The 18,979-nt window shown below is 34.9% G+C and carries 19 protein-coding genes; 11 read left to right on the top strand and 8 right to left on the bottom strand.

The features are described from left to right. Positions 1 to 163 precede the first annotated feature (163 nt). From AK212_RS07285 to AK212_RS07305, 5 genes are read left to right on the top strand one after another with little or no spacing between them, the layout of a single operon-like run. Positions 164 to 1,726 (top strand): ABC transporter substrate-binding protein, encoded by a 1,563-nt coding sequence (locus tag AK212_RS07285; protein WP_053030052.1) that lies wholly within the window; start codon positions 164 to 166, stop codon positions 1,724 to 1,726. Further along, entirely contained in the window at positions 1,719 to 2,678 is a 960-nt protein-coding gene (locus AK212_RS07290) for an ABC transporter permease (RefSeq protein WP_053030053.1), read from the top strand. The genes AK212_RS07285 and AK212_RS07290 overlap by 8 nt, the downstream gene beginning before the upstream one ends. After that, on the top strand, positions 2,668 to 3,435 hold the full coding sequence (locus tag AK212_RS07295) for an ABC transporter permease (protein ID WP_053030054.1): 768 nt from the start codon (positions 2,668 to 2,670) through the stop codon (positions 3,433 to 3,435). Before AK212_RS07290 ends, AK212_RS07295 begins: the two co-directional genes overlap by 11 nt. Continuing rightward, the gene (locus tag AK212_RS07300) at positions 3,402 to 4,175 is read left to right on the top strand and encodes an ATP-binding cassette domain-containing protein (RefSeq protein ID WP_053030055.1); all 774 of its coding nucleotides are present in this window, start codon (positions 3,402 to 3,404) and stop codon (positions 4,173 to 4,175) included. The genes AK212_RS07295 and AK212_RS07300 overlap by 34 nt, the downstream gene beginning before the upstream one ends. Further along, positions 4,162 to 4,794: an ATP-binding cassette domain-containing protein gene (locus AK212_RS07305; protein ID WP_053030056.1), complete on the top strand. Its 633-nt coding sequence runs from the start codon at positions 4,162 to 4,164 to the stop codon at positions 4,792 to 4,794. Before AK212_RS07300 ends, AK212_RS07305 begins: the two co-directional genes overlap by 14 nt. A 72-nt stretch (positions 4,795 to 4,866) precedes the next feature. On the opposite strand, the gene AK212_RS07310 is transcribed toward AK212_RS07305, so the two are convergent. Next, on the bottom strand, positions 4,867 to 5,124 hold the full coding sequence (locus AK212_RS07310) for a CPBP family intramembrane glutamic endopeptidase (protein WP_053030057.1): 258 nt from the start codon (positions 5,122 to 5,124) through the stop codon (positions 4,867 to 4,869). 156 nt (positions 5,125 to 5,280) lie between these two features. On the opposite strand from AK212_RS07310, the gene AK212_RS07315 reads away from it, so the two are divergent. Next, positions 5,281 to 6,126: a CPBP family intramembrane glutamic endopeptidase gene (locus AK212_RS07315; RefSeq protein WP_053030058.1), complete on the top strand. Its 846-nt coding sequence runs from the start codon at positions 5,281 to 5,283 to the stop codon at positions 6,124 to 6,126. Positions 6,127 to 6,225: 99 nt separating this feature from the next. On the opposite strand, the gene AK212_RS07320 is transcribed toward AK212_RS07315, so the two are convergent. Then, positions 6,226 to 6,834, bottom strand: coding sequence for an NDxxF motif lipoprotein (locus AK212_RS07320; RefSeq protein ID WP_053030059.1), 609 nt, complete (start codon positions 6,832 to 6,834; stop codon positions 6,226 to 6,228). A gap of 169 nt (positions 6,835 to 7,003) precedes the next feature. Between AK212_RS07320 and AK212_RS07325 the strand changes: the two genes are divergently transcribed. Continuing rightward, positions 7,004 to 8,224 (top strand): MFS transporter, encoded by a 1,221-nt coding sequence (locus tag AK212_RS07325; protein WP_053030060.1) that lies wholly within the window; start codon positions 7,004 to 7,006, stop codon positions 8,222 to 8,224. Between the two features lie 276 nt (positions 8,225 to 8,500). Here AK212_RS07325 and AK212_RS07330 read toward each other — a convergent pair whose 3' ends face one another. The 3 genes from AK212_RS07330 to AK212_RS07340 form a co-directional block, all read right to left on the bottom strand. After that, a complete protein-coding gene (locus AK212_RS07330; RefSeq protein ID WP_231119753.1) occupies positions 8,501 to 9,145 on the bottom strand; it encodes a CPBP family intramembrane glutamic endopeptidase in 645 nt (214 codons plus the stop codon). Between the two features lie 270 nt (positions 9,146 to 9,415). Continuing rightward, positions 9,416 to 10,948, bottom strand: a complete 1,533-nt coding sequence (locus AK212_RS07335; protein ID WP_053030061.1) for a sodium:solute symporter family protein — start codon at positions 10,946 to 10,948, stop codon at positions 9,416 to 9,418. A gap of 51 nt (positions 10,949 to 10,999) precedes the next feature. Then, on the bottom strand, positions 11,000 to 11,881 hold the full coding sequence (locus tag AK212_RS07340; RefSeq protein ID WP_053030062.1) for an N-acetylneuraminate lyase: 882 nt from the start codon (positions 11,879 to 11,881) through the stop codon (positions 11,000 to 11,002). A gap of 242 nt (positions 11,882 to 12,123) precedes the next feature. On the opposite strand from AK212_RS07340, the gene AK212_RS07345 reads away from it, so the two are divergent. Next, complete coding sequence (locus AK212_RS07345) at positions 12,124 to 12,990, top strand: ROK family protein (RefSeq protein ID WP_053030063.1); 867 nt, start codon at positions 12,124 to 12,126, stop codon at positions 12,988 to 12,990. A 72-nt stretch (positions 12,991 to 13,062) separates the two neighbouring features. Here AK212_RS07345 and AK212_RS07350 read toward each other — a convergent pair whose 3' ends face one another. Then, positions 13,063 to 13,869, bottom strand: coding sequence for a MurR/RpiR family transcriptional regulator (locus tag AK212_RS07350; protein WP_053030064.1), 807 nt, complete (start codon positions 13,867 to 13,869; stop codon positions 13,063 to 13,065). A 171-nt stretch (positions 13,870 to 14,040) separates the two neighbouring features. Between AK212_RS07350 and AK212_RS07355 the strand changes: the two genes are divergently transcribed. Then, a complete protein-coding gene (locus AK212_RS07355; RefSeq protein WP_053030065.1) occupies positions 14,041 to 14,712 on the top strand; it encodes an N-acetylmannosamine-6-phosphate 2-epimerase in 672 nt (223 codons plus the stop codon). A 24-nt stretch (positions 14,713 to 14,736) separates the two neighbouring features. Beyond that, positions 14,737 to 15,465, top strand: coding sequence for a glucosamine-6-phosphate deaminase (gene nagB / locus AK212_RS07360; protein ID WP_053030066.1), 729 nt, complete (start codon positions 14,737 to 14,739; stop codon positions 15,463 to 15,465). Positions 15,466 to 15,523: 58 nt separating this feature from the next. Here nagB and AK212_RS07365 read toward each other — a convergent pair whose 3' ends face one another. Both AK212_RS07365 and nagA read right to left on the bottom strand, forming a co-directional pair. After that, complete coding sequence (locus AK212_RS07365) at positions 15,524 to 15,772, bottom strand: hypothetical protein (protein ID WP_053030067.1); 249 nt, start codon at positions 15,770 to 15,772, stop codon at positions 15,524 to 15,526. A 117-nt stretch (positions 15,773 to 15,889) separates the two neighbouring features. Then, positions 15,890 to 17,047, bottom strand: coding sequence for an N-acetylglucosamine-6-phosphate deacetylase (gene nagA, locus AK212_RS07370; RefSeq protein WP_053030068.1), 1,158 nt, complete (start codon positions 17,045 to 17,047; stop codon positions 15,890 to 15,892). 218 nt (positions 17,048 to 17,265) lie between these two features. Between nagA and AK212_RS07375 the strand changes: the two genes are divergently transcribed. After that, complete coding sequence (locus tag AK212_RS07375) at positions 17,266 to 18,879, top strand: BCCT family transporter (protein WP_053030069.1); 1,614 nt, start codon at positions 17,266 to 17,268, stop codon at positions 18,877 to 18,879. Positions 18,880 to 18,979: the final 100 nt, after the last annotated feature.

The following is an 18,979-nucleotide window of genomic DNA, read 5'->3' on the forward strand; positions in this document are numbered from 1 at the left end:
TCAAAATTGGAAAACCTCTACGTATCTATTCACAAATTTATCATTTCAAAGAATTTGTATAGGGTGTATCATATAATAATGTCTATTGATGGAAAAATATTTTTTCATAACTAAACTCTATTATAAAAAATAATGATGAATACAATGGAAAGAAGGTAAAACATTGAAAAAGCGCATATGCTATTCGCTCTCTATGTGCGCGATGCTTATGTTAAGTGGTTGTGCTCAACATCACAATGATGACAGTGAGGTAAAAGTCTCGCTCCCTCGTGAATTTAATACAAAACAACTTGATGCACAAGGTTTTGATGCCCCTATGCCTGTATACAATGCCATCTATCAACCGCTTGTGACTTATGGTGAAAATGGCAAGATTGAACCTGGACTTGCTACATCATGGGACGTTTCAGAAGATGGTAAACACTACCTTTTTCACTTGAAGCACAATGTAAAATTTAATGACGGTTCTGAATTTGATGCATCGGCTGTTAAATTTTCGATTGAACGTGCGAAGGCAACAGATACAACAGATCCTATGGAAACGTTAGATAAATTAAAATCTGTCACAATAAAGGACAAACATACCGTTGAGATTGAATTAAAATCGCCATCAAACCAAGTGCTAAATGAGTTGTCTCAAGTTAGACCGCTCCGCATTATGAGTCCACATGCAGTTAAAGACGGCAAGACAACTGGTAAATTTGAGAAAGCAATCGGCACAGGTCCATTTAAAGTTGCAGATTCAACCAATGAAACTGTGAGCTTCAAACCAAATACATATTACCGTAATGGCCATCCCCTTAACTACAATCTAACATTTCAATCGATTGAGGATAGCGATTCAAGACATTTAGCGATTGAGAGTCATTCTATTGATATTACGGGTGGTTCCTTAGGTCAAATGACGCCACAACAAGTAAAAGAGTCGCATAGAAACAAAGCATTATCTGTACATACGTCACCAAGTACAGAAACGCAATTTATGGGATTTAATCCACAGCATAAAATCTTACAAGATAAGACAATGCGTGAGGCAATTAGCAAAGCAATTAATACAGATGACTTATCACCGAATAAGAAATTGAAAGGTCTATTTCAACAACATGTTCAATACGTCAATTCAAATAATCATTCTGACCATGATTACGACCCTTCAACATCTCAGTCACTCATCCGTTCTTTAGGTTACAAGATGAACGATGATGGTTATTTTGAAAAGGACGGCCGTGTACTGTCATTTAAACTCGCACTACAAACCGATGAATTTCCAGAATGGAAGACGAAAGCGGAAATTATGCAACAAGACCTTAAAAAAGTAGGTATTAAACTCGATATTACTATTTTAGATTCACAAACATATTATGAAACATTAACGGTGCGTAAAGATTTTGACCTCATTTATTATCGAACATATACGAATGCATTAATGCCATACAATTTCTTGAATGCACGATTTAAACAAGATGGTACGCGTCCCGGTGTGTTTGCAGACGATGCCACTTTAACATCTATGATTCATCAATTCCCGACGATCATCAATATGCGTGACCGACAACATGCGTTTGATAAGCTATCATCTTATATTGACCGACAATATCTCATTGTCCCAATTTCCTATCCTAATGAGACATTTGTAACCAGTCCTAAAATCAAGCATTTCGAGTTCTCAGGGCAAACAGATGCACCGCTAAATTATGATAAGTTGAAGGTGTCAAATAATGACTAACATCGTAAAACATTTCATCCGACTACTCATTTATTTAATCATTATTTCTTTTGTGCTCTTTCTTCTTTTGGAGAACACAACTGGCAATCCTGCCGTTCAATACTTACAAGAACATGGTGTCGCTCAAATTACACCTGAACGTATCAAAATGGCTCAAGATAAACTCGGTTTAAGCCAGGCAATGCCTGTTCGCTATGTACAATGGTTAGGTAATGTCTTCACAGGCGATCTTGGTACGAGTTTCAGCAATGGTGAACCTGTAACAGAACGTATTTCCCAGGCAATTACACCAACGATTAAACTAATTATTGGTTCAGCTATCATACTGTTTCCTATTAGTTACGTCATCGGTTATCTATGTGGCAATCATCCACGGAAAAAGTGGTCAGTCGTATTAACTCGTATTGCTCAAGTCATAACATCATTACCAGAATATTGGCTAGCTATTATTTTCATTTATTACTTTGGTGTGAAATGGCATCTGTTCCCCTTTGTAGGAAGTAATAGTTGGGAATACTTTGTTCTTCCAATTGTTATACTCGTTCTTGTAGAAGGTAGTCATATGTTGCTATTAAGCAGTCACCTTTTTGAAAGCACCTTACAAAGTCAACCTTTCCAATTAGCCCAATTGCGTCGGTACAAATTAAAAGATCGTATCTACGTACAAGTAAAAGAAATATTAGCGCCACTCATGACGATTACCATTAATAATTTTATTCATTTATTTAGTCGTGTGATCATTTTAGAAGTCATATTTAGTATTTCTGGATTAGGTAAGTTACTCATCAACAGCATTAATTTGCGTGACTATCCTGTGATTTTAGGCATATTAATGATGATTATTACTTTTATAATGGTGCTTAATTTCTTCGGCGATGTTTTACTTGAGAAGAGTGATCCACGTCTAAGATTGTCAAGAAAGTCAGGAGGCCGAATTACATATGAAGATTAAACATTGGATATGGCCTATCGTGGCAGTTATTTTAGTCATACTTGCTACACTGCTCTATGATAAAGCAAATATGATTCATCAATCTGAGGCACTATTGCCACCGAGTCTGCACCACCTTTTAGGTACTGATCATTTAGGTCGTGATTTCTTCACACGCTTATTTGTAGGTAGTATGGTTACACTCGGTTTAACAACGCTTATTATTTTTGGCACCGTTGTATTAGGACTTGTATTAGGGCTAGCAGCTGCACTGATTGGTCGTTGGCTGGATGCGTTATTAATGGCACTTGCCGATATGTTAATTGCCTTACCATCTATTATTATCGCCCTTGTGGTATTAGGTTTTATCAATAACTCAATTATCGGTTTATGCCTAGCCTTGATGATTGGCTGGTTAGGACGCTACTTACGTTACTTTAGAAATTTGGCACGTGATGTACAAACGCAACCATTTGTTAAATTCGCATCTTTGAGTGGCCTTACGAAGACACAAACAACGATACACCACATTGTTCCACACCTAATACGTAACGTAACTGCATTAATCACTGCAGATTTTGGTAAATTAATGCTTAGTATTTCTGGATTAGCTTTTATTGGATTAGGCGTAAAACCGCCGTTGCCCGAATTAGGTGCAATACTCTATGACGGTAAGAGTTACTTTTACTCAGCGCCTTGGTTATTCTTCTTTCCAGGACTATTGTTAGGAGGTTTCGCGCTCATATGTCAAATACTCAATCGTCGATACACACGCTAAACACGTTATTAAAGTTGAACAATGTCTCTGTTTATGATGGACATCAAGTATTATTGAACGATATAGATTTTAATGTCACAGAAGGTAGCTTTCATTGTTTAGTTGGGGAGAGTGGCAGTGGGAAATCTTTACTAGCACGGACGGCTTTGAATATGTGCCCTCCGCATTTAAAATATCAAGGTCAAATCGATATTGATTTAAATAATACGGATGCTATGTTCCAAGATACCAATAGTAATTTCTTCCAAAACGTACGTATCCAAAAGCATTTTGATGCCCTATTTGATGCATTGCATACGCAATGGTCTCGACAGCAACAACATGAATTTGTATACCGCCAATTTAGACATTTAGGTTTAGAACATCCAGAAGCTTTACTTCATGACTATCCTTTTCAATTGAGTGGTGGTATGGCACAACGTATTGCGTTAGTGATGTCAATTGTAAGAGAAGCCAAATTCTTGATTGTAGATGAACCAACTAGCGCATTAGATTTTGACAATCGCAATCACTTAATGAAGTTATTACATCATGTTGTCGAAGCACATCATATGACACTCTTATTTATCACGCATGACTTAAGTTTAGTGATGAATTACGCAACACATATTAGTGTGATGCGTAACGGACAAATAATTGAAAGTGGCAAGGCTGAAGAGATTTTAGCGAACCCTAAACACCCATACACTCAACAATTAATTGAATTGGCACATAGGAGATACCGATATGTTGCAGATTAAATCTTTAAATAAATCATTTTCTGAAAAGCAAATTTTTAAAAACTTTAATTTCGAACTTAAAAATGATGATCATTTAATTATTAGTGGTACAAGTGGGAGCGGTAAGTCGACACTCGCACAAATCATTGCTGGTTTGGATAATCGTTATGAAGGTATCATAAGCTATAAAGAGATGACACTCGGACACGTGTCACGTCACGACTGGATGAAACATATTCAATACGTTCCGCAATATAATGCCAATACATTAGATCCTAAAAAAACTGTTTCATGGGTTTTGAAACAACCTTTAAAGCACTTTAATATTCCTAAACGTCTACATGACGATAAGATTTTAAGTGTCATCGAACAATGTCAACTCGACAAACGTTTATTATCTAAAAAAGTGTGCACTTTGAGTGGCGGACAATTTCAACGCTTGTGGATTGCGAAAGCCCTACTCGTTGAACCTGAGATATTAATTTTGGATGAAGCTACAACGAATCTTGATGTGATCAATGAAGACATCATTATTCAAATGTTACGAAATTTGAATACGTTACAGCTTATTATGATCACACATGATCCTTATTTATTAGACAGCCTTCCTGGTAAACACTTAAAAATCGAGTGTAATTAAGATAAAAAGCAATGCCCACCAAAACTTGGGCATTGCTTTTTATTACGTATATACTATAACTTTAGCGCTTCTCTACCAAAAATAATTTTGAAATGTAGCGAATATATTACCAAGCATGTGTATGATTATCGGTACTTCAAGGCGTTTTATTTTTAAATATGCAGTAAGAAAAATCAAACCTGAAAAGCCGTAAATCAACCATTCTTCTATATTGCTTGGACCGTGCGCCCCAGCAAATAAAATAATGATTAAACATAGGGATTGTAATAGCAACTTCCAATAAGGTTTATGAGGAATTTGAAAGTCTTTTTTCGTATCATGTTGTGCCACCGTTCGCCTCCTAGCATTATTATTTGAATTGTTAATTTTAAGTTAAAATTACTTATTCTTAGCAAGTGACCTATTAAAAATGTCAAATATATGTTACATTCATAATGAAGTATTCATGTTCAAAGTTTACTATTTCTAGACAAAGGTGGGTTTATTATGACGAATCAACAGAATCTGAATACAAATGCTAATGTAACCACTTCCTCAAATGAAGCATTGACATCCAAGGAGCATATACATATTGAAGAACATCGTCCAAAGGGTAATAAGTTTGTGCGTGCCCTCATTTTCATTGGCTGGATGTTACTGATTCAAATTCCGTTAGTTAGTATCATGTTTATCTATAGCTTTTCTATTTATATAGATACATTGACTGGTACATTAGTAACCATCATTTATTTATTAATCGCTGCTATAGTGATATGGCTTGTTAGAGGCTATTATAAACGTCATACGTATGAAGAACCTAAAAAATTCACAGGCAAAGCGATTGCGATTAACATTGGTTGGGCCGTACTTCTTAGAATCATCGTTATAGGTATGTCATATTTAATGTTATTTGCTACAGGTTCGATGCAAACACAAAATGACAAAATGTTATTAGGTGATATGAATGCGGCTAAACCAACACCTGATCAATTAGGGCAAGTCTTTCCGCTCATTATCTTCGTACTTACGATTACATTTGTAGCACCTTATTTAGAAGAACTTGTTTATCGTGGCATCTTCAAAGAAACATTATTTAAACGTACACGATTCTGGTTACCATTCATTTTATCATCCCTTATCTTTGCTTCTCAGCATGGTATTTCAAATTGGGTAGCTGTTCTAATGTATACGATGATGGGCATGATATTCTATCTAGCTTACCATCGTCGTGGTAATGTTAGAGATAGTATGATGGTTCACATGATTCATAACGGTGTGAGTGGCATCATGATTTTAGTAAGTTATTTCATGGTACTTTTTAAACATAAGTGTCTGAAGCTAGTTCTACCATAACAAATAATGTCACTCTTTAATCTTAAATCTTTCTTAATTTAGAAATGATTACTTACACAGTAAAAGCAGGACTTCATCCCGTCGAAGTCCTGCTTATTTTTATTTATCAAATGCAATGGTTTGGATATTTTTCTCTTTTAAAAATTTCTCAATTTTTGCTTGTTCTCGACCATTCGCAATATTTTTATCTTTATTAATATCGAGAATATCTTTTAATGATGCATTTTCATCTAAATTTAACGCACGTTGATTTGTTTGATAAATTGCTATCATATAATTACTTATCTTTTTAGTGTATTGTTCATATTCTTTGTTAGGCATCTGATTAATTTTTATGTAATTGGCAAAGTTTTTTAAATTTCGTTCTTGTAAGTCAACAATATGATTGAATTTTTGCTCTTTCTTTTTAGATAATTTTTCGTCAGAGTCTAACTTGTCCTCGTATGGCTCTCTAGCATCTGTTAGTTTTCTATCGGTATCTAAATAGGTTTTAATATCTTTTTTGATCGTACCCTCAGAAATCTTCTGATTTTTGGTTGTTTTTTCAAAAATATGTTTCGGTATCTTATGATTATGTTTAGAACTATTGTGTGACTGCTTATTATCTGAAGATGTATCTTTAGAATCTTTCTCATCCGATGATGACGAACATCCTACTAATGAAAGGGTTAATACTAATGTTGAAATGAATAATATAAACTTTTTCATATCAAATCTCCTTTTTTATTTATCAGTATTAAATATATTCACAGTCAGAGTATATCGTACAAAATTATATAAATTAACAGAATTGAAAACTTAAATGATACAACCTTTATATTCTAAAAATTCTGATAAATGGTATTATAAAGATATTATATTGTGGGGGTGACCTAAAATGAAGCGAAATTACTATTTACTGTTATTATTTACCTTAATAAGCATTATTGGCAGTGAACTATTCATCTTTGCCCTGTCATTTAAATTACTCTATGACTACAAAAGTCCACTTTATTTCACAACTTACCTTGTTACTTTAGTCATTATAGAGGTCTTATGCGCACCTTTAATAGGTAAATTAGTTGATCATTATACTAAAAAGAAACTCGTAATAATAGGACAAATAATTAATTTATGTATTATTCCAATTTTTATTGTATTTAATCATTTATTAGACAATATTATAACTATTTTTATATTGCTGATTATTCTTACGATAACAGATATTATTGTAGGATTAACATTCACAAGTGGTCTAGTCGGAATAGTTGGGGACACTTTATTAGAAAAAGCTGTTTCAAATCGTGAAGCAATCATTAGAATGGTTTCCATTGTAGCACCTATTCTTGGTGGAACGATTTATGCGTTTATTCATTTATCGGATTTCTTAATTATTATGATAATAACTGAACTATTATCATTGGTACTTTTTTTATTCATCAAATTCAATCATGAACAAACATCTGAAAAGAATAAAGAAACTATTGAAGAAAACCAAATGACAGAAACAGGGATTCTTAAATTTATCAAACCACATAAAGACCTCATTGTCTTACTAAGTATTGGAGTTATTTCTAATTTCTTTTTGGCTTTTAGTAATGTTGGTATTTCGACTAGTTTTGCTCAATATTTTCATATGGATTCTAAATCATTAGGGCTAATAGAATCGATTACGACTATATCAATGTTTCTAATGGCAATTGTCTATCCTTATATTAAATTTATAAAAAGTACGTTTGATAGAAACATCATTGGATCATTGATTCTTGGTATAAGTATGGGTATATTATCTGTTCCTTTTATAGTACATTTTAATCCGAGTTTTATACTTATTATTTATAGCGTTTCACGTTTTTTAACTGGCGTAGGAATCCAATTTATGAATATTTCAGCTATGATATATTTACAAAAAGTTATTCCAGAAAATTATAAAGGTCGATACTTCGGTTTAATGACGAGTGTTGTTCAAAGCGTTGCACCAATTGGATATTTACTTGCCGGTGTATTGTTTAATATCTCTAATATTTTTTATCCAATTTTATTTAGCAGTATTCTGTGTGCTTCTATACTAATTAGTATGCTCTTGAAGTTGAATAAAAAATATGAACGTTCAGTATAAATAACTAAAAGCCTGGGACATAAATAATATAATGAAGCTATTTAGCAAATTCGCAGTAGCTGACTGAACTGAGAAGGCGCTTAATTCAAGCTTTTCTCAGTTCTAATCATCCTTGCGGGGGTGGGCGGGGCCCCAACACAAAAAATCACGAAAGTGATTTTACAAGCTAAGCAAGTTGGGAGTCGGGACCCTAGCAAAGAGAATTTCATCAAGAAATTCTACAAGCAAAGCAAGCTGGGAGTGGACGACGAATTTAAAAGAATTCTGCCCACTCCCTTATGCTTGCTTTCGCTTAATTGTTAGTAAAATTAAAATCATGCATACATATCCAGCGATGGATATCACTGATGCTTCATAACCAAATTGATTGCCTGTGATTGCTATGTTCTTAGTATGTACGACATACTGCCATATGCTATACTGGCTTTCCTTTTCAGTGATGAATACAATTTGGGATAAATTCCAGCAAAAATGTAATGTAATGCTTGCCCAAATGGTATTGAATGTATAAGTTGCTAAACCAAACATCATACCTACTAATGAACCACTAATTAATAATAAGAAGAAACTAGTTACATTTAGTCCACCGTTTAACAAATGAATGGCACCAAAAAAGATTGCCGTGGAAATAATGGCAACGTTGATATTCGTCTTCTTCTCAACATACACCATCAAGAAACCTCTGCATACCATTTCTTCAACGATTGCGCCACCAATGGCTGTTACAAAGATAGACCAGAAAAACGTGTGCAATGTATCATTCAAAGTACTAAAATGATGTACGATGAAATCACCTGGTACAAAGATGAAATATACCGCATAAACTGCTACTGGTAAACCTATACCTAATACCACATAGATGATATTAAATTTAGGTTTCGTGATGCGATATGCTTTTAAATTATCTTTAAATACACGCATGATGAATAATCGAACAACGAGAAATGCAAAGATAACATATAATAACCCTTGTAGAATAGCGTCTATACCTAAAAATGGAATTAAGTCACTGAAGATGGATGCAATGCGTAATGCTCATGATTAGTAGTGCTAGAATAAACATACCTATAATCTTTAATAATTTCATGATGATACCTCTATTTGTTTTATAGTTCATTTTTATCTTAGCATAACTCTAGAGGCATAAAATACGAGTCGAACAAAAACTTGTGTCCAACTCGCAACAAAATATTATTTTTTCTCTACTACTTTAGAAATATATGTTGATGGTTTATCTTTATCGAAGATTGTTAATCCAGTAATATCTTTCGCATTTTTAGCTGGTACAACCAGACTTACTAAGTAGCCAAAGACGAAGGCCACGACGAAAGAAATAATTGATACATAGAATGGTGAGTTTCCGCCTCCGACACCATTGAGTAAGTATGCGATCACTACGCCTGTAACTAAACCTACTAAGACGCCAAATGTGTTGGCACGCTTCGTAAAGATACCTACTGCAAAGATACCAGCCAGTGGTACACCAAATAATCCAGTGATTAATAAGAATAAATCCCATAAGTTATTTGAATCAGCAGCAATTAAGTATATTGAAATACCATAACTTAATAAGCCTGCCACAACAATGACTAATCGTGCGAAGTTAACTTCTGCTTTGTCTGCCCCTTTTCCAAAGAAACGGTGTTTAATATCTTCTGAAATACATGCTGAAATTGAGTTCAAGCTTGATGAAATCGTTGATTGTGCAGCTGCAAATATAGCAGCAATCAATAACCCACCTACAAATGGTGGCATTTCAGTTAGAATAAAGTACGGCACGATTGATGATGTATTGAATCCTTTAGGTAAGACTTGTTCATGTTGATAGAATGAATACATCATTGTTCCCATACCATAGAAGATAGGTGCAGAGATTAACGCTAATACACCATTGGTCCATAATGATTTCTTCGTTTCGTCCATTGAATCTGATGCTTGATAACGTTGAACAACATCTTGACTCGCAGTATATTGGTGTAAGTTGTTAAAGATATTTCCAAGGAAAATGATTGGAATCGCAGCCGCTGCTGAATTCAATTTCCAGTTATCTGCACTAATAATTTTCTTGTTGGCGATTGCGTCACTGACAATGGTGCCGAAACCACCTTTGATTTCAAAAGCACCGATGATAATAATCAATAATGCCCCGCCAAGTAAGATAACGCCTTGAATAAAGTCACTCCATACAACGCCCTCGAATCCACCTAAAAACGTATAAAGAATACATAAAATCCCTACTAAACTAGCTACGATATATGGATTCATATCAGATACTGCTGTAATGGCTAGTGTCGGTAAATAAATTACGATAGCGATGCGTCCCAAATGAAAGATAACAAATAATAATGATCCAATGACACGAATACTTGGACCAAATCGTGCTTCTAAATATTCGTACGCTGATGTTACACGTAACTTTTTAAAGAATGGTACATAAAAAGCAATTAAAATTGGAATAATTGCGACAATCGCAATATTACCAGCTATGTATGCCCAATCCGTTAAAAATGCTTTTTCTGGTGTAGACATAAAGGTAATGGCACTTAATGTTGTCGCATAAATCGAGAAACCAATGGCCCATGAAGGTAAGCGACCACTTGCCGTGAAGAAACTATCCGTATCTTTACCAGCTCTTTTAGTAAAGTACGCTCCAATTAATAACATAATGACTAGATAACCAATAACAGCTACCCAATTCCATGCCCCAAAACCTACTTGATGCATAATCAACACCCCTTGTGCTTCATATTCTGTTGTTAAATCGTCTCAGTTTGCTTATAAATCATATTGCTTAATTAAAGTGTCTAATGCGTCACGATGTGTTTCATCAAATGGTTTGAATGGACGTTTAGGTAAGCCGCCATCGATACCACGAGACTTTAATATTTCTTTTAATGTTGGATAAATGCCCATACCTAATACTGTTTCAATGATGTCATTTGAATCGTGTTGTATTTGATAGGCTTCAGCAATTTTACCTTCACGTGCTAAATCAAAAATTTGTCGTGCACGGCGACCATTCACATTGTATGTAGAACCAATCGCCCCATCGACACCTGAGATTGTGGCTTGAACTAACATTTCATCAAATCCTGATAATATGAGCTTATTAGGGAATGCTTTACGAATTCGTTCTAATAAGAAGAAATTGGGTGCAGTGTATTTCACGCCAACAACTTTCTCATGGTTAAATAGCTCGCCAAATTGTTCAATACTAATATTGACACCTGTTAAATCAGGGATTGCATAAATAATCATATTGTTTTGCGTTGCTTCGATAATATCGAAATAGTATTGCTTAATTTCTTCAAATGAGAATGGATAATAGAATGGTGTAACTGCTGATAATGCATCATAACCTAATTCAGTTGCATATTTCCCTAGTTCAATCGCTTCATTTAGATCTAATGAGCCAATTTGCGCGATTAAGTTCACATCGTCTCCAACAGTTTCTTTCACAACTCTAAAGATTTGTTTCTTTTGTTCTTTACTAATTAAGAAATTTTCTCCAGAACTACCATTCACATATAAGCCATCAAGTTTTTCAGTTTCAATCGCATTTTTGGCGATTTGTTTGAGCCCTTCTTCTTTGACTTGACCATGTTCATCAAATGGTACAAGTAATGCGGCATATAAACCTTTTAATTTATCTTCCATGTCACGTTCCTCCAAACCAATTTTTATTCAAATTCATTTTTATAAACTTTGAGATAAATTCAATTACAATAAATTTCTATTTACACTTCGAATTGTAAACGCTATCATTTTCTTAAACAACTACTTTTGAAAAGATTTAACAAAATATTCTAAAATTAGTGAAAATATTTTTCAAAAGGAGGGATGACGCTTACTTCGATTTGAAGTGTCGTTATAATAAAGACGAATAAGGAGGTACCTCAATGTATAAAATAGCTGTAGATATAGGTGGAACAAATATTAAAGTAGCAGTCATTAATGATGATTTAGAAATGATTGATTATCAAAAGATTAAAACGCCAGATAATATAAATGTACGTATAGTAGATAAAGTGTATGAATTGGTAGAAGGGTTTATGAGCCAATATCAACTTAACAATCCATTTATTGGTATTTCAAGTGCCGGCGTCGTTGATTCGGATTTAGGTCAGATTATTTATACCGGTCCGACCATTCCAAATTACGACGGTACGCAATTCTTCGAGGTCTTTAAAGATTTATCGTCTGATATCGCTGTCTATAATGATGTGGATGCTGCATTATTAGGGGAACTCAAACTCCACCATTATGAAGAGGATAATATTTTTTGTTTAACTTTAGGCACTGGTATCGGGGGTGCATTTTATAATTCAACGCTTGGTATATATCAAGGGTCACGTCATCGCGCAAATGAAATTGGTTATTTACTGTATCGACAAGAAGATGGTAAAACATTCGAGCAACGTGCCTCAACTTCTGCACTTAAAGCCCTAATGACGGTAAATCAGTTTGAACACGGCACCGACGTACCTAAGTTATTTGATTTAGCTGAAAAGAATCATCAAGATGCCATTCACATTCTTGATCAATGGAGTCATTATGTTGCTGAAGGTATCGCACAAATTCAAATTATGTATGATCCAAGCCTTATTCTGATAGGTGGCGGTATTTCATCTCAAGGTAACACATTACTTAAATACATCGAACCTAAAATCCATCACTATCTACCTTCTGATTACGGCATTGCTAAGATACAAACCACTCAAACAGAAAACCATGCCGCATTATTTGGTGCAATCACTCAACTATAAGGCTATAGCGTTAGGGGAGCGGGACAGAATTCGATGCATTCACATTGAATTCGTCGTCCCACGCCCCCTTTTTCATTCTTTCTCATCACCTAAAATGACATGACGCGTTTGTTGATACACGTGATGCATATGTGTGTCATTAAGTAGTATATAGCTGACTAAATCTAATAAAAAATGTGTCGCGATTTGTGAATTAATAAATTTCGAATCATTGTTGCTGGATTGTGCAGTCGTAATTAATACTAAATCTGCATTCTTAGTGAGCGTACTTCCTTCAAAGTTGGTTATCACAACCACATAGGCACCTTGTTTTTGTGCAATCTTCGCAGCTTCAATTAACTCTAACGTTTCACCACTATTTGAAATAGCGACAAACATATCTCTCGATGACAATAGCGATGCAGAAATCTTCATTTGATGTGCATCTGTCGACACAGATCCTTTAATACCCATGCGCATCGTTCGATAATAAAATTCACTTGCCGTTAATCCTGAACTTCCTAATCCCGCGAAATTGACTTGGCGACATGTCTTCAAATTATGTGCTAAACGCTTAATCTTTTCCTCGGAAATAAATTCACCCGTTTGTTGAATAATATTTTGATGATAACGATGAATCAGTTGAACAAGTGGCGCATTTTCAACTACTTTTTCTGATTTTTCATGTTGCAAATTAAATTTCATATCTTGAAAGTTGGCATAGTTCAATTTCCCACTAAATCTTGTGATTGTAGCTGGTGATGTCCCTATGGCATAGGCTAAAGAATTAATCGTTGAGAAATTTTCATCAAGTTCATGTGTTTGTATGTAGTCGATGATTTTTTTATCCATTTTCGTTAACAAATGACGGCTTCGTTGAATACGATTTTCAAATTTCATTACATCACCTCGTAATTAAGTTAGTTAAACTGTAGTATATTTGAAAATATTTTTCAAATGTGGTTTATAAATTGATAAATATTTTCTTAATGTTATGATATGAATGAATAAACGAATCAATTACAATGCTATTTCTATTTACAATTTTGAAAAGACGGAGCGTGTTTAAAAATGTTACCAAACGGATTAATCGTGTCATGTCAGGCGTTACCTGACGAACCATTGCACTCATCATTTATTATGTCAAAAATGGCGCTTGCCGCTTATCAAGGTGGTGCAGTTGGAATTCGTGCTAATACGAAAGAAGATATTTTAGCGATTCGAGAAGAAGTATCACTACCGGTTATCGGAATTGTAAAACGAGATTATGAGGGTTCAAATGTATTTATTACCGCAACTTCTAAAGAGGTTGACGAATTAATCGAAAGTGGTTGCGAGGTAATCGCTTTAGATGCCACTACCCAATCGCGTCCTAAGGAGTCACTTGAGGCATTAGTTCAATACATTCGAGAGAAAGCACCTCATGTTGAAATTATGGCTGATATTTCAACAGTTGAAGAAGCCATTAATGCAGATCATTTAAACTTTGATTACATTGGCACAACATTACGAGGGTATACGTCTTATACAAAGGGACACATTCTCTTTGAGAATGATTTTGAATTCTTGAAAGAAGTATTGCAAAAGGTTAATGCCAAAGTGATTGCTGAAGGAAATGTCATTACCCCTGAAATGTATAAAAAGGTAAGCGATTTAGGCGTACATTGCACGGTTGTTGGCGGTGCAATTACACGTCCTAAACAAATCACTGAACGTTTTATAGAAGCTGTCCAACAGAAATAACATCTTAATTTGGAGGCATAAATCATGAAAATAACAAACTTAGTAGACAAAAAACTGGCGAGTGATTATGTTGCCATTGAACTATTGAAACTGACTAAAGACAAACCTGATGCGATATTGGGCCTTGCTACTGGTGGCACGATGACGGATGTCTATCCCCGCTTTTCAGAATTGCTATCAGCCAATCACGTTGATTTAGCAAATGTTCAAACGTTCAATTTAGATGAATATGTAGGTTTAGAACCTTCGCATGCTCAAAGTTATCATACGTATATGCATCAATTATTATTTGATCATAATGATAGTTGGAATGAAGATCACATTCATATCCCTCAAGGGCATGTTGATCATTTAGAGGAGGAAGCACGACGTTACGAAGCGCGCTTGAAGCAAATAGGTCAACCAGACATCCAATTATTAGGTATTGGTGAAAATGGCCATATCGGTTTTAATGAGCCAGGCACATCTTTTGAAAGTGAAACACGTGTCGTTGATTTAACCGAATCAACGATTAATGCCAACAGTGTGCATTTTGATCATATTGATGATGTACCTAAACAAGCTGTATCAATGGGATTAAATTCCATCATGCGTGCGAAACGAATCATACTCTTAGCATTTGGTGAACGTAAACGTGATGCGATTCATCAATTATTAAACAGTGAACCCACTGAGTCATTACCTGCATCGATCCTACATCAACATCCTAATGTAGAAATCATTGTTGATGACACGATTTTCAAACAGTTATAGTATCTTATCCTAAATAATACAAAAAAAGAAAGTGGAGATTACAATCCACTTTCTTTTTTTATGAATGTTTAAATAATTTTAAAATTAAATACATAATAATGCTGATAATCGCAATAATTGAGAAAGTAATTAAGAATATTAACTCTGTTTGATGGAATTCAAACGCTAAAGTAAAATGATTAAAACTTTTGAATGTGCTATATACAATAAAATTAAGTACGATTACTGCAAGTAATGCAATAATTGATAGCCATGTTAACCAACTAAAGAAATGTTTAGCATTTGGGAATCTAAAATCATTATTCATGGTTAGGACACCTCTTTTCCGTCGCTTGTGTTTCGTATCAAAACATTTACTACATATATACACTTGTATGCATATTTTTAAACGCGGAAAAGAGATAATCCCAATTGAATACATTTTTTAATATTGATGTACAACGCCCGATTTGATTGTTTTGTCAATACGAATCGTATCATCTACCACTACGATATCCGCATCTTTGCCGATTGCTAAGCTACCTTTATGCGCATCGATGTTCAATGCAATCGCTTGATTCAAGCTTGTCACACGCCATAAATTTTCTAATGAATCGTGTGTATAATGAATTAAATTATGCAAACCATCATTCATTTTAAGAATACTACCTGCTAAGGCACCACTTGCTAGGCGGGCTTCTTTACCTTTAACGATAACGTTCTGTCCACCCAAATCATATTCCCCATCTTCCATGCCTTTCGCACGCATAGCATCAGTAATGAGATACATATGTTCATTTCCTTTTTGCTTATATGCAATATGCACAGCAGCCGGATGTGAATGAATACCATCCACAATAATTTCAGTATTTAATTGATCATTCGTCCACGCTGCACCAAAGACACCAGGATTGCGATGTTCGAATGGTGTAGCTGCATTATATAGATGTGTGACGTGCTTAGCACCATGTTCCACCGCTTCATTCGCTTCATCAAAAGTGGCTACCGTATGCCCCATTGAGAAGATAATATCATCATGTAATTGATTAAGCGTATCATGGGCACCTTCAACTTCTGGTGCAAATGTAATAATTTTGATTTGATGATTAGCCACATCTTGGAAATGTTGAATTTTCGACGCTGATGGACGTTGCACATATTTAGGATTTTGTGCACCAACTTTATGTTCTGAAATAAATGGTCCTTCTAAATGAATGCCGCCTACTTCCGCTGCTTCTCCTTGTTGTTGATCTGCTTGATATGCCACGATATTTTTCAATGCTTTTTCAATGTTGGCATCCGATTGTGTCATCGTTGTTGCTAAGAATGTAGTTGTGCCCTCTGATAACAATTGTTCTGCCAAATGTTTCAAACCATCGTAAGACGCATCCATGGCATCCTCACCATAGCCGCCATGAATATGAATATCAATGAACCCAGGCAATACATTTTGACCTTTCACATCTATTTGTTCTAATTCGCCAGTATACGTTCCTTGCTGAATATCACTGATTTTGCCATCTTCTACGACAAGATATCCATTTTCAATAACTTGTTGTTCTGTGTAAATTTTACCGTTCGTAATGACATAGTTTGTCGACATGATATACCTTCTTTTCTATTGAATTCTTCAAATTTTCATCTCAATTATAGCATTTCATTAGATAGTATTTAGCCAAATTTCTCTTTTGGAAAAAGTTTTCAAAATAGCGCAGTATGACTTATGAATCGTTATATTTCATAAAATTTGAATTTTGAAAATATTTACTATTATCGGTATACTCAAAATAAATAAATTATAAAGGATGACTTAATTGAACAATGAATGACAAGCGACAGAAAAACAATTATTTAGTATACACGGTATCCGTAGCCATCATTATACTTATAACTGCAATGGCTGGCTTCTTTCCTAAAGCTTTTGGAAATCATGCACAGCATATTTATGACTTTATTTCTAATTCATTTGGTTGGTTATTTTTACTTATCATATTCATTTTAGACATCTTTTTAATCTCTTTAGCAATTTCTCGTTATGGTCGCTTCAAATTAGGGCGTGATGATGAAGAACCAGAATTTTCATTCTTATCATGGTTAGGTATGTTATTTTCGGCTGGACTTGGTGTTGGTATCGTATTCTGGGGTGTTGCTGAACCACTCACACATTATCTCCATTCACCTTTTCCAAAAGACGTGCCGAATGCATCGGCAGAATCTGCTCGTGTAGCTATGGGTTACACTTTCTTCCATTGGGGCATTTCACAATGGTCTATATTCGCCATGGCGGGACTGATCGTGGCGTATTTTCAATTTCGTAAAAAGCGAGACGGGTTAATTTCTACAGCAATGGAACCTGTCTTCGGACAAGCTTATAAACGTCCATTTCGAAATATCATTGATATCTTAGCAATTATAGCTACAGTCATGGGTATCGCCACTTCTATCGGTCTTGGAATTATGCAAATTAGTGGTGGTCTTAACCATGTCTTTCATGTACCCAACAATAACGTTACAAAAATAGCTATCACAGTACTCATGGTGTGTATATTCTTAGGTTCTGCGGTAACTGGATTAAATCGTGGCGTGAAATGGCTAAGCAACATCAATATTATTTTAGGTGCAATCTTATTATTATTTATGCTGATTGTTGGGGATTTAAAATTCATCTTTGAATCCTACACGTTAGCCATTGGCGATTATATCAGACATTTTGTTGAATATAGTTTGCGTATCAATCCCTATTCTGGTAATAATGCATGGATTCAACAATGGACTGTCTTTTACTGGGCATGGGTTATCTCATGGTCACCATTTATCGGTGGTTTCGTTGCGCGTGTATCTCGTGGACGCACCATTCGTGAGTTTATTATGTGTGTCTTAATCGTACCGCCACTCATTTCATTTGTATGGATTGCTGGCTTTGGTGGTATGGCAGTGAAAGTTGCAATGGGTGGCGATAATATTGCGCAATTAGTTGATAAAGATTACACCGTTGCATTATTTGAATTATTATCTAAATTCCCATTGGCTGATATAACGAGCATTCTTGCCGTCGTCTTAATATTCTTACTCATAGTGACAAGTGCCGACTCAACGACACATATTGTTGCTGGCATGGCAACGGGAGGTAGTGAGAATCCTAAGGTTAAGCACAAAGTGGTTTGGGGATTACTCATTGGTGCAATCTCGGTAGCAATGACGATTGCAGGTGGGTTAACAAGCTTACAAACTGCCTCTGTTGTAACAGGATTACCGTTCTCTATCATTCTATTATTAATGACGCTCTCAATTATGCGCGCACTCCGTAGAGAACATACGAAGCACTTCCAAATGTCTTATATCAATGATGACAAAGACTATTCTATCCCATTGGAACAACGTGAACAGCTTAGTGAGTCTAATGAAAAGGCGGATCATAATGAGAAACAATCATAATCATATGGACCAGTACTATCATTTATTACCACTCATTGGGCTAATCATAAGTATATTTTTGTTTATATTGTTTTTTGTCATTTATCGTGTAAGTGATAAT

The organism is Staphylococcus borealis, assembly GCF_001224225.1.
In the GTDB taxonomy this organism is placed as follows: domain Bacteria; phylum Bacillota; class Bacilli; order Staphylococcales; family Staphylococcaceae; genus Staphylococcus; species Staphylococcus borealis.

Coding starts and splice junctions, on each gene's coding strand:
- AK212_RS07290 (WP_053030053.1), top strand. CDS start 1,719: ATGACTAACATCGTAAAACATTTCATCCGACTACTCATTTATTTAATC.
- AK212_RS07295 (WP_053030054.1), top strand. CDS start 2,668: ATGAAGATTAAACATTGGATATGGCCTATCGTGGCAGTTATTTTAGTC.
- AK212_RS07300 (WP_053030055.1), top strand. CDS start 3,402: ATGTCAAATACTCAATCGTCGATACACACGCTAAACACGTTATTAAAG.
- AK212_RS07305 (WP_053030056.1), top strand. CDS start 4,162: ATGTTGCAGATTAAATCTTTAAATAAATCATTTTCTGAAAAGCAAATT.
- AK212_RS07315 (WP_053030058.1), top strand. CDS start 5,281: ATGACGAATCAACAGAATCTGAATACAAATGCTAATGTAACCACTTCC.
- AK212_RS07320 (WP_053030059.1), bottom strand. CDS start 6,834: ATGAAAAAGTTTATATTATTCATTTCAACATTAGTATTAACCCTTTCA.
- AK212_RS07325 (WP_053030060.1), top strand. CDS start 7,004: ATGAAGCGAAATTACTATTTACTGTTATTATTTACCTTAATAAGCATT.
- AK212_RS07330 (WP_231119753.1), bottom strand. CDS start 9,145: ATGCGTGTATTTAAAGATAATTTAAAAGCATATCGCATCACGAAACCT.
- AK212_RS07335 (WP_053030061.1), bottom strand. CDS start 10,948: ATGCATCAAGTAGGTTTTGGGGCATGGAATTGGGTAGCTGTTATTGGT.
- AK212_RS07340 (WP_053030062.1), bottom strand. CDS start 11,881: ATGGAAGATAAATTAAAAGGTTTATATGCCGCATTACTTGTACCATTT.
- AK212_RS07345 (WP_053030063.1), top strand. CDS start 12,124: ATGTATAAAATAGCTGTAGATATAGGTGGAACAAATATTAAAGTAGCA.
- AK212_RS07350 (WP_053030064.1), bottom strand. CDS start 13,869: ATGAAATTTGAAAATCGTATTCAACGAAGCCGTCATTTGTTAACGAAA.
- AK212_RS07355 (WP_053030065.1), top strand. CDS start 14,041: ATGTTACCAAACGGATTAATCGTGTCATGTCAGGCGTTACCTGACGAA.
- nagB (WP_053030066.1), top strand. CDS start 14,737: ATGAAAATAACAAACTTAGTAGACAAAAAACTGGCGAGTGATTATGTT.
- AK212_RS07365 (WP_053030067.1), bottom strand. CDS start 15,772: ATGAATAATGATTTTAGATTCCCAAATGCTAAACATTTCTTTAGTTGG.
- nagA (WP_053030068.1), bottom strand. CDS start 17,047: ATGTCGACAAACTATGTCATTACGAACGGTAAAATTTACACAGAACAA.
- AK212_RS07375 (WP_053030069.1), top strand. CDS start 17,266: ATGAATGACAAGCGACAGAAAAACAATTATTTAGTATACACGGTATCC.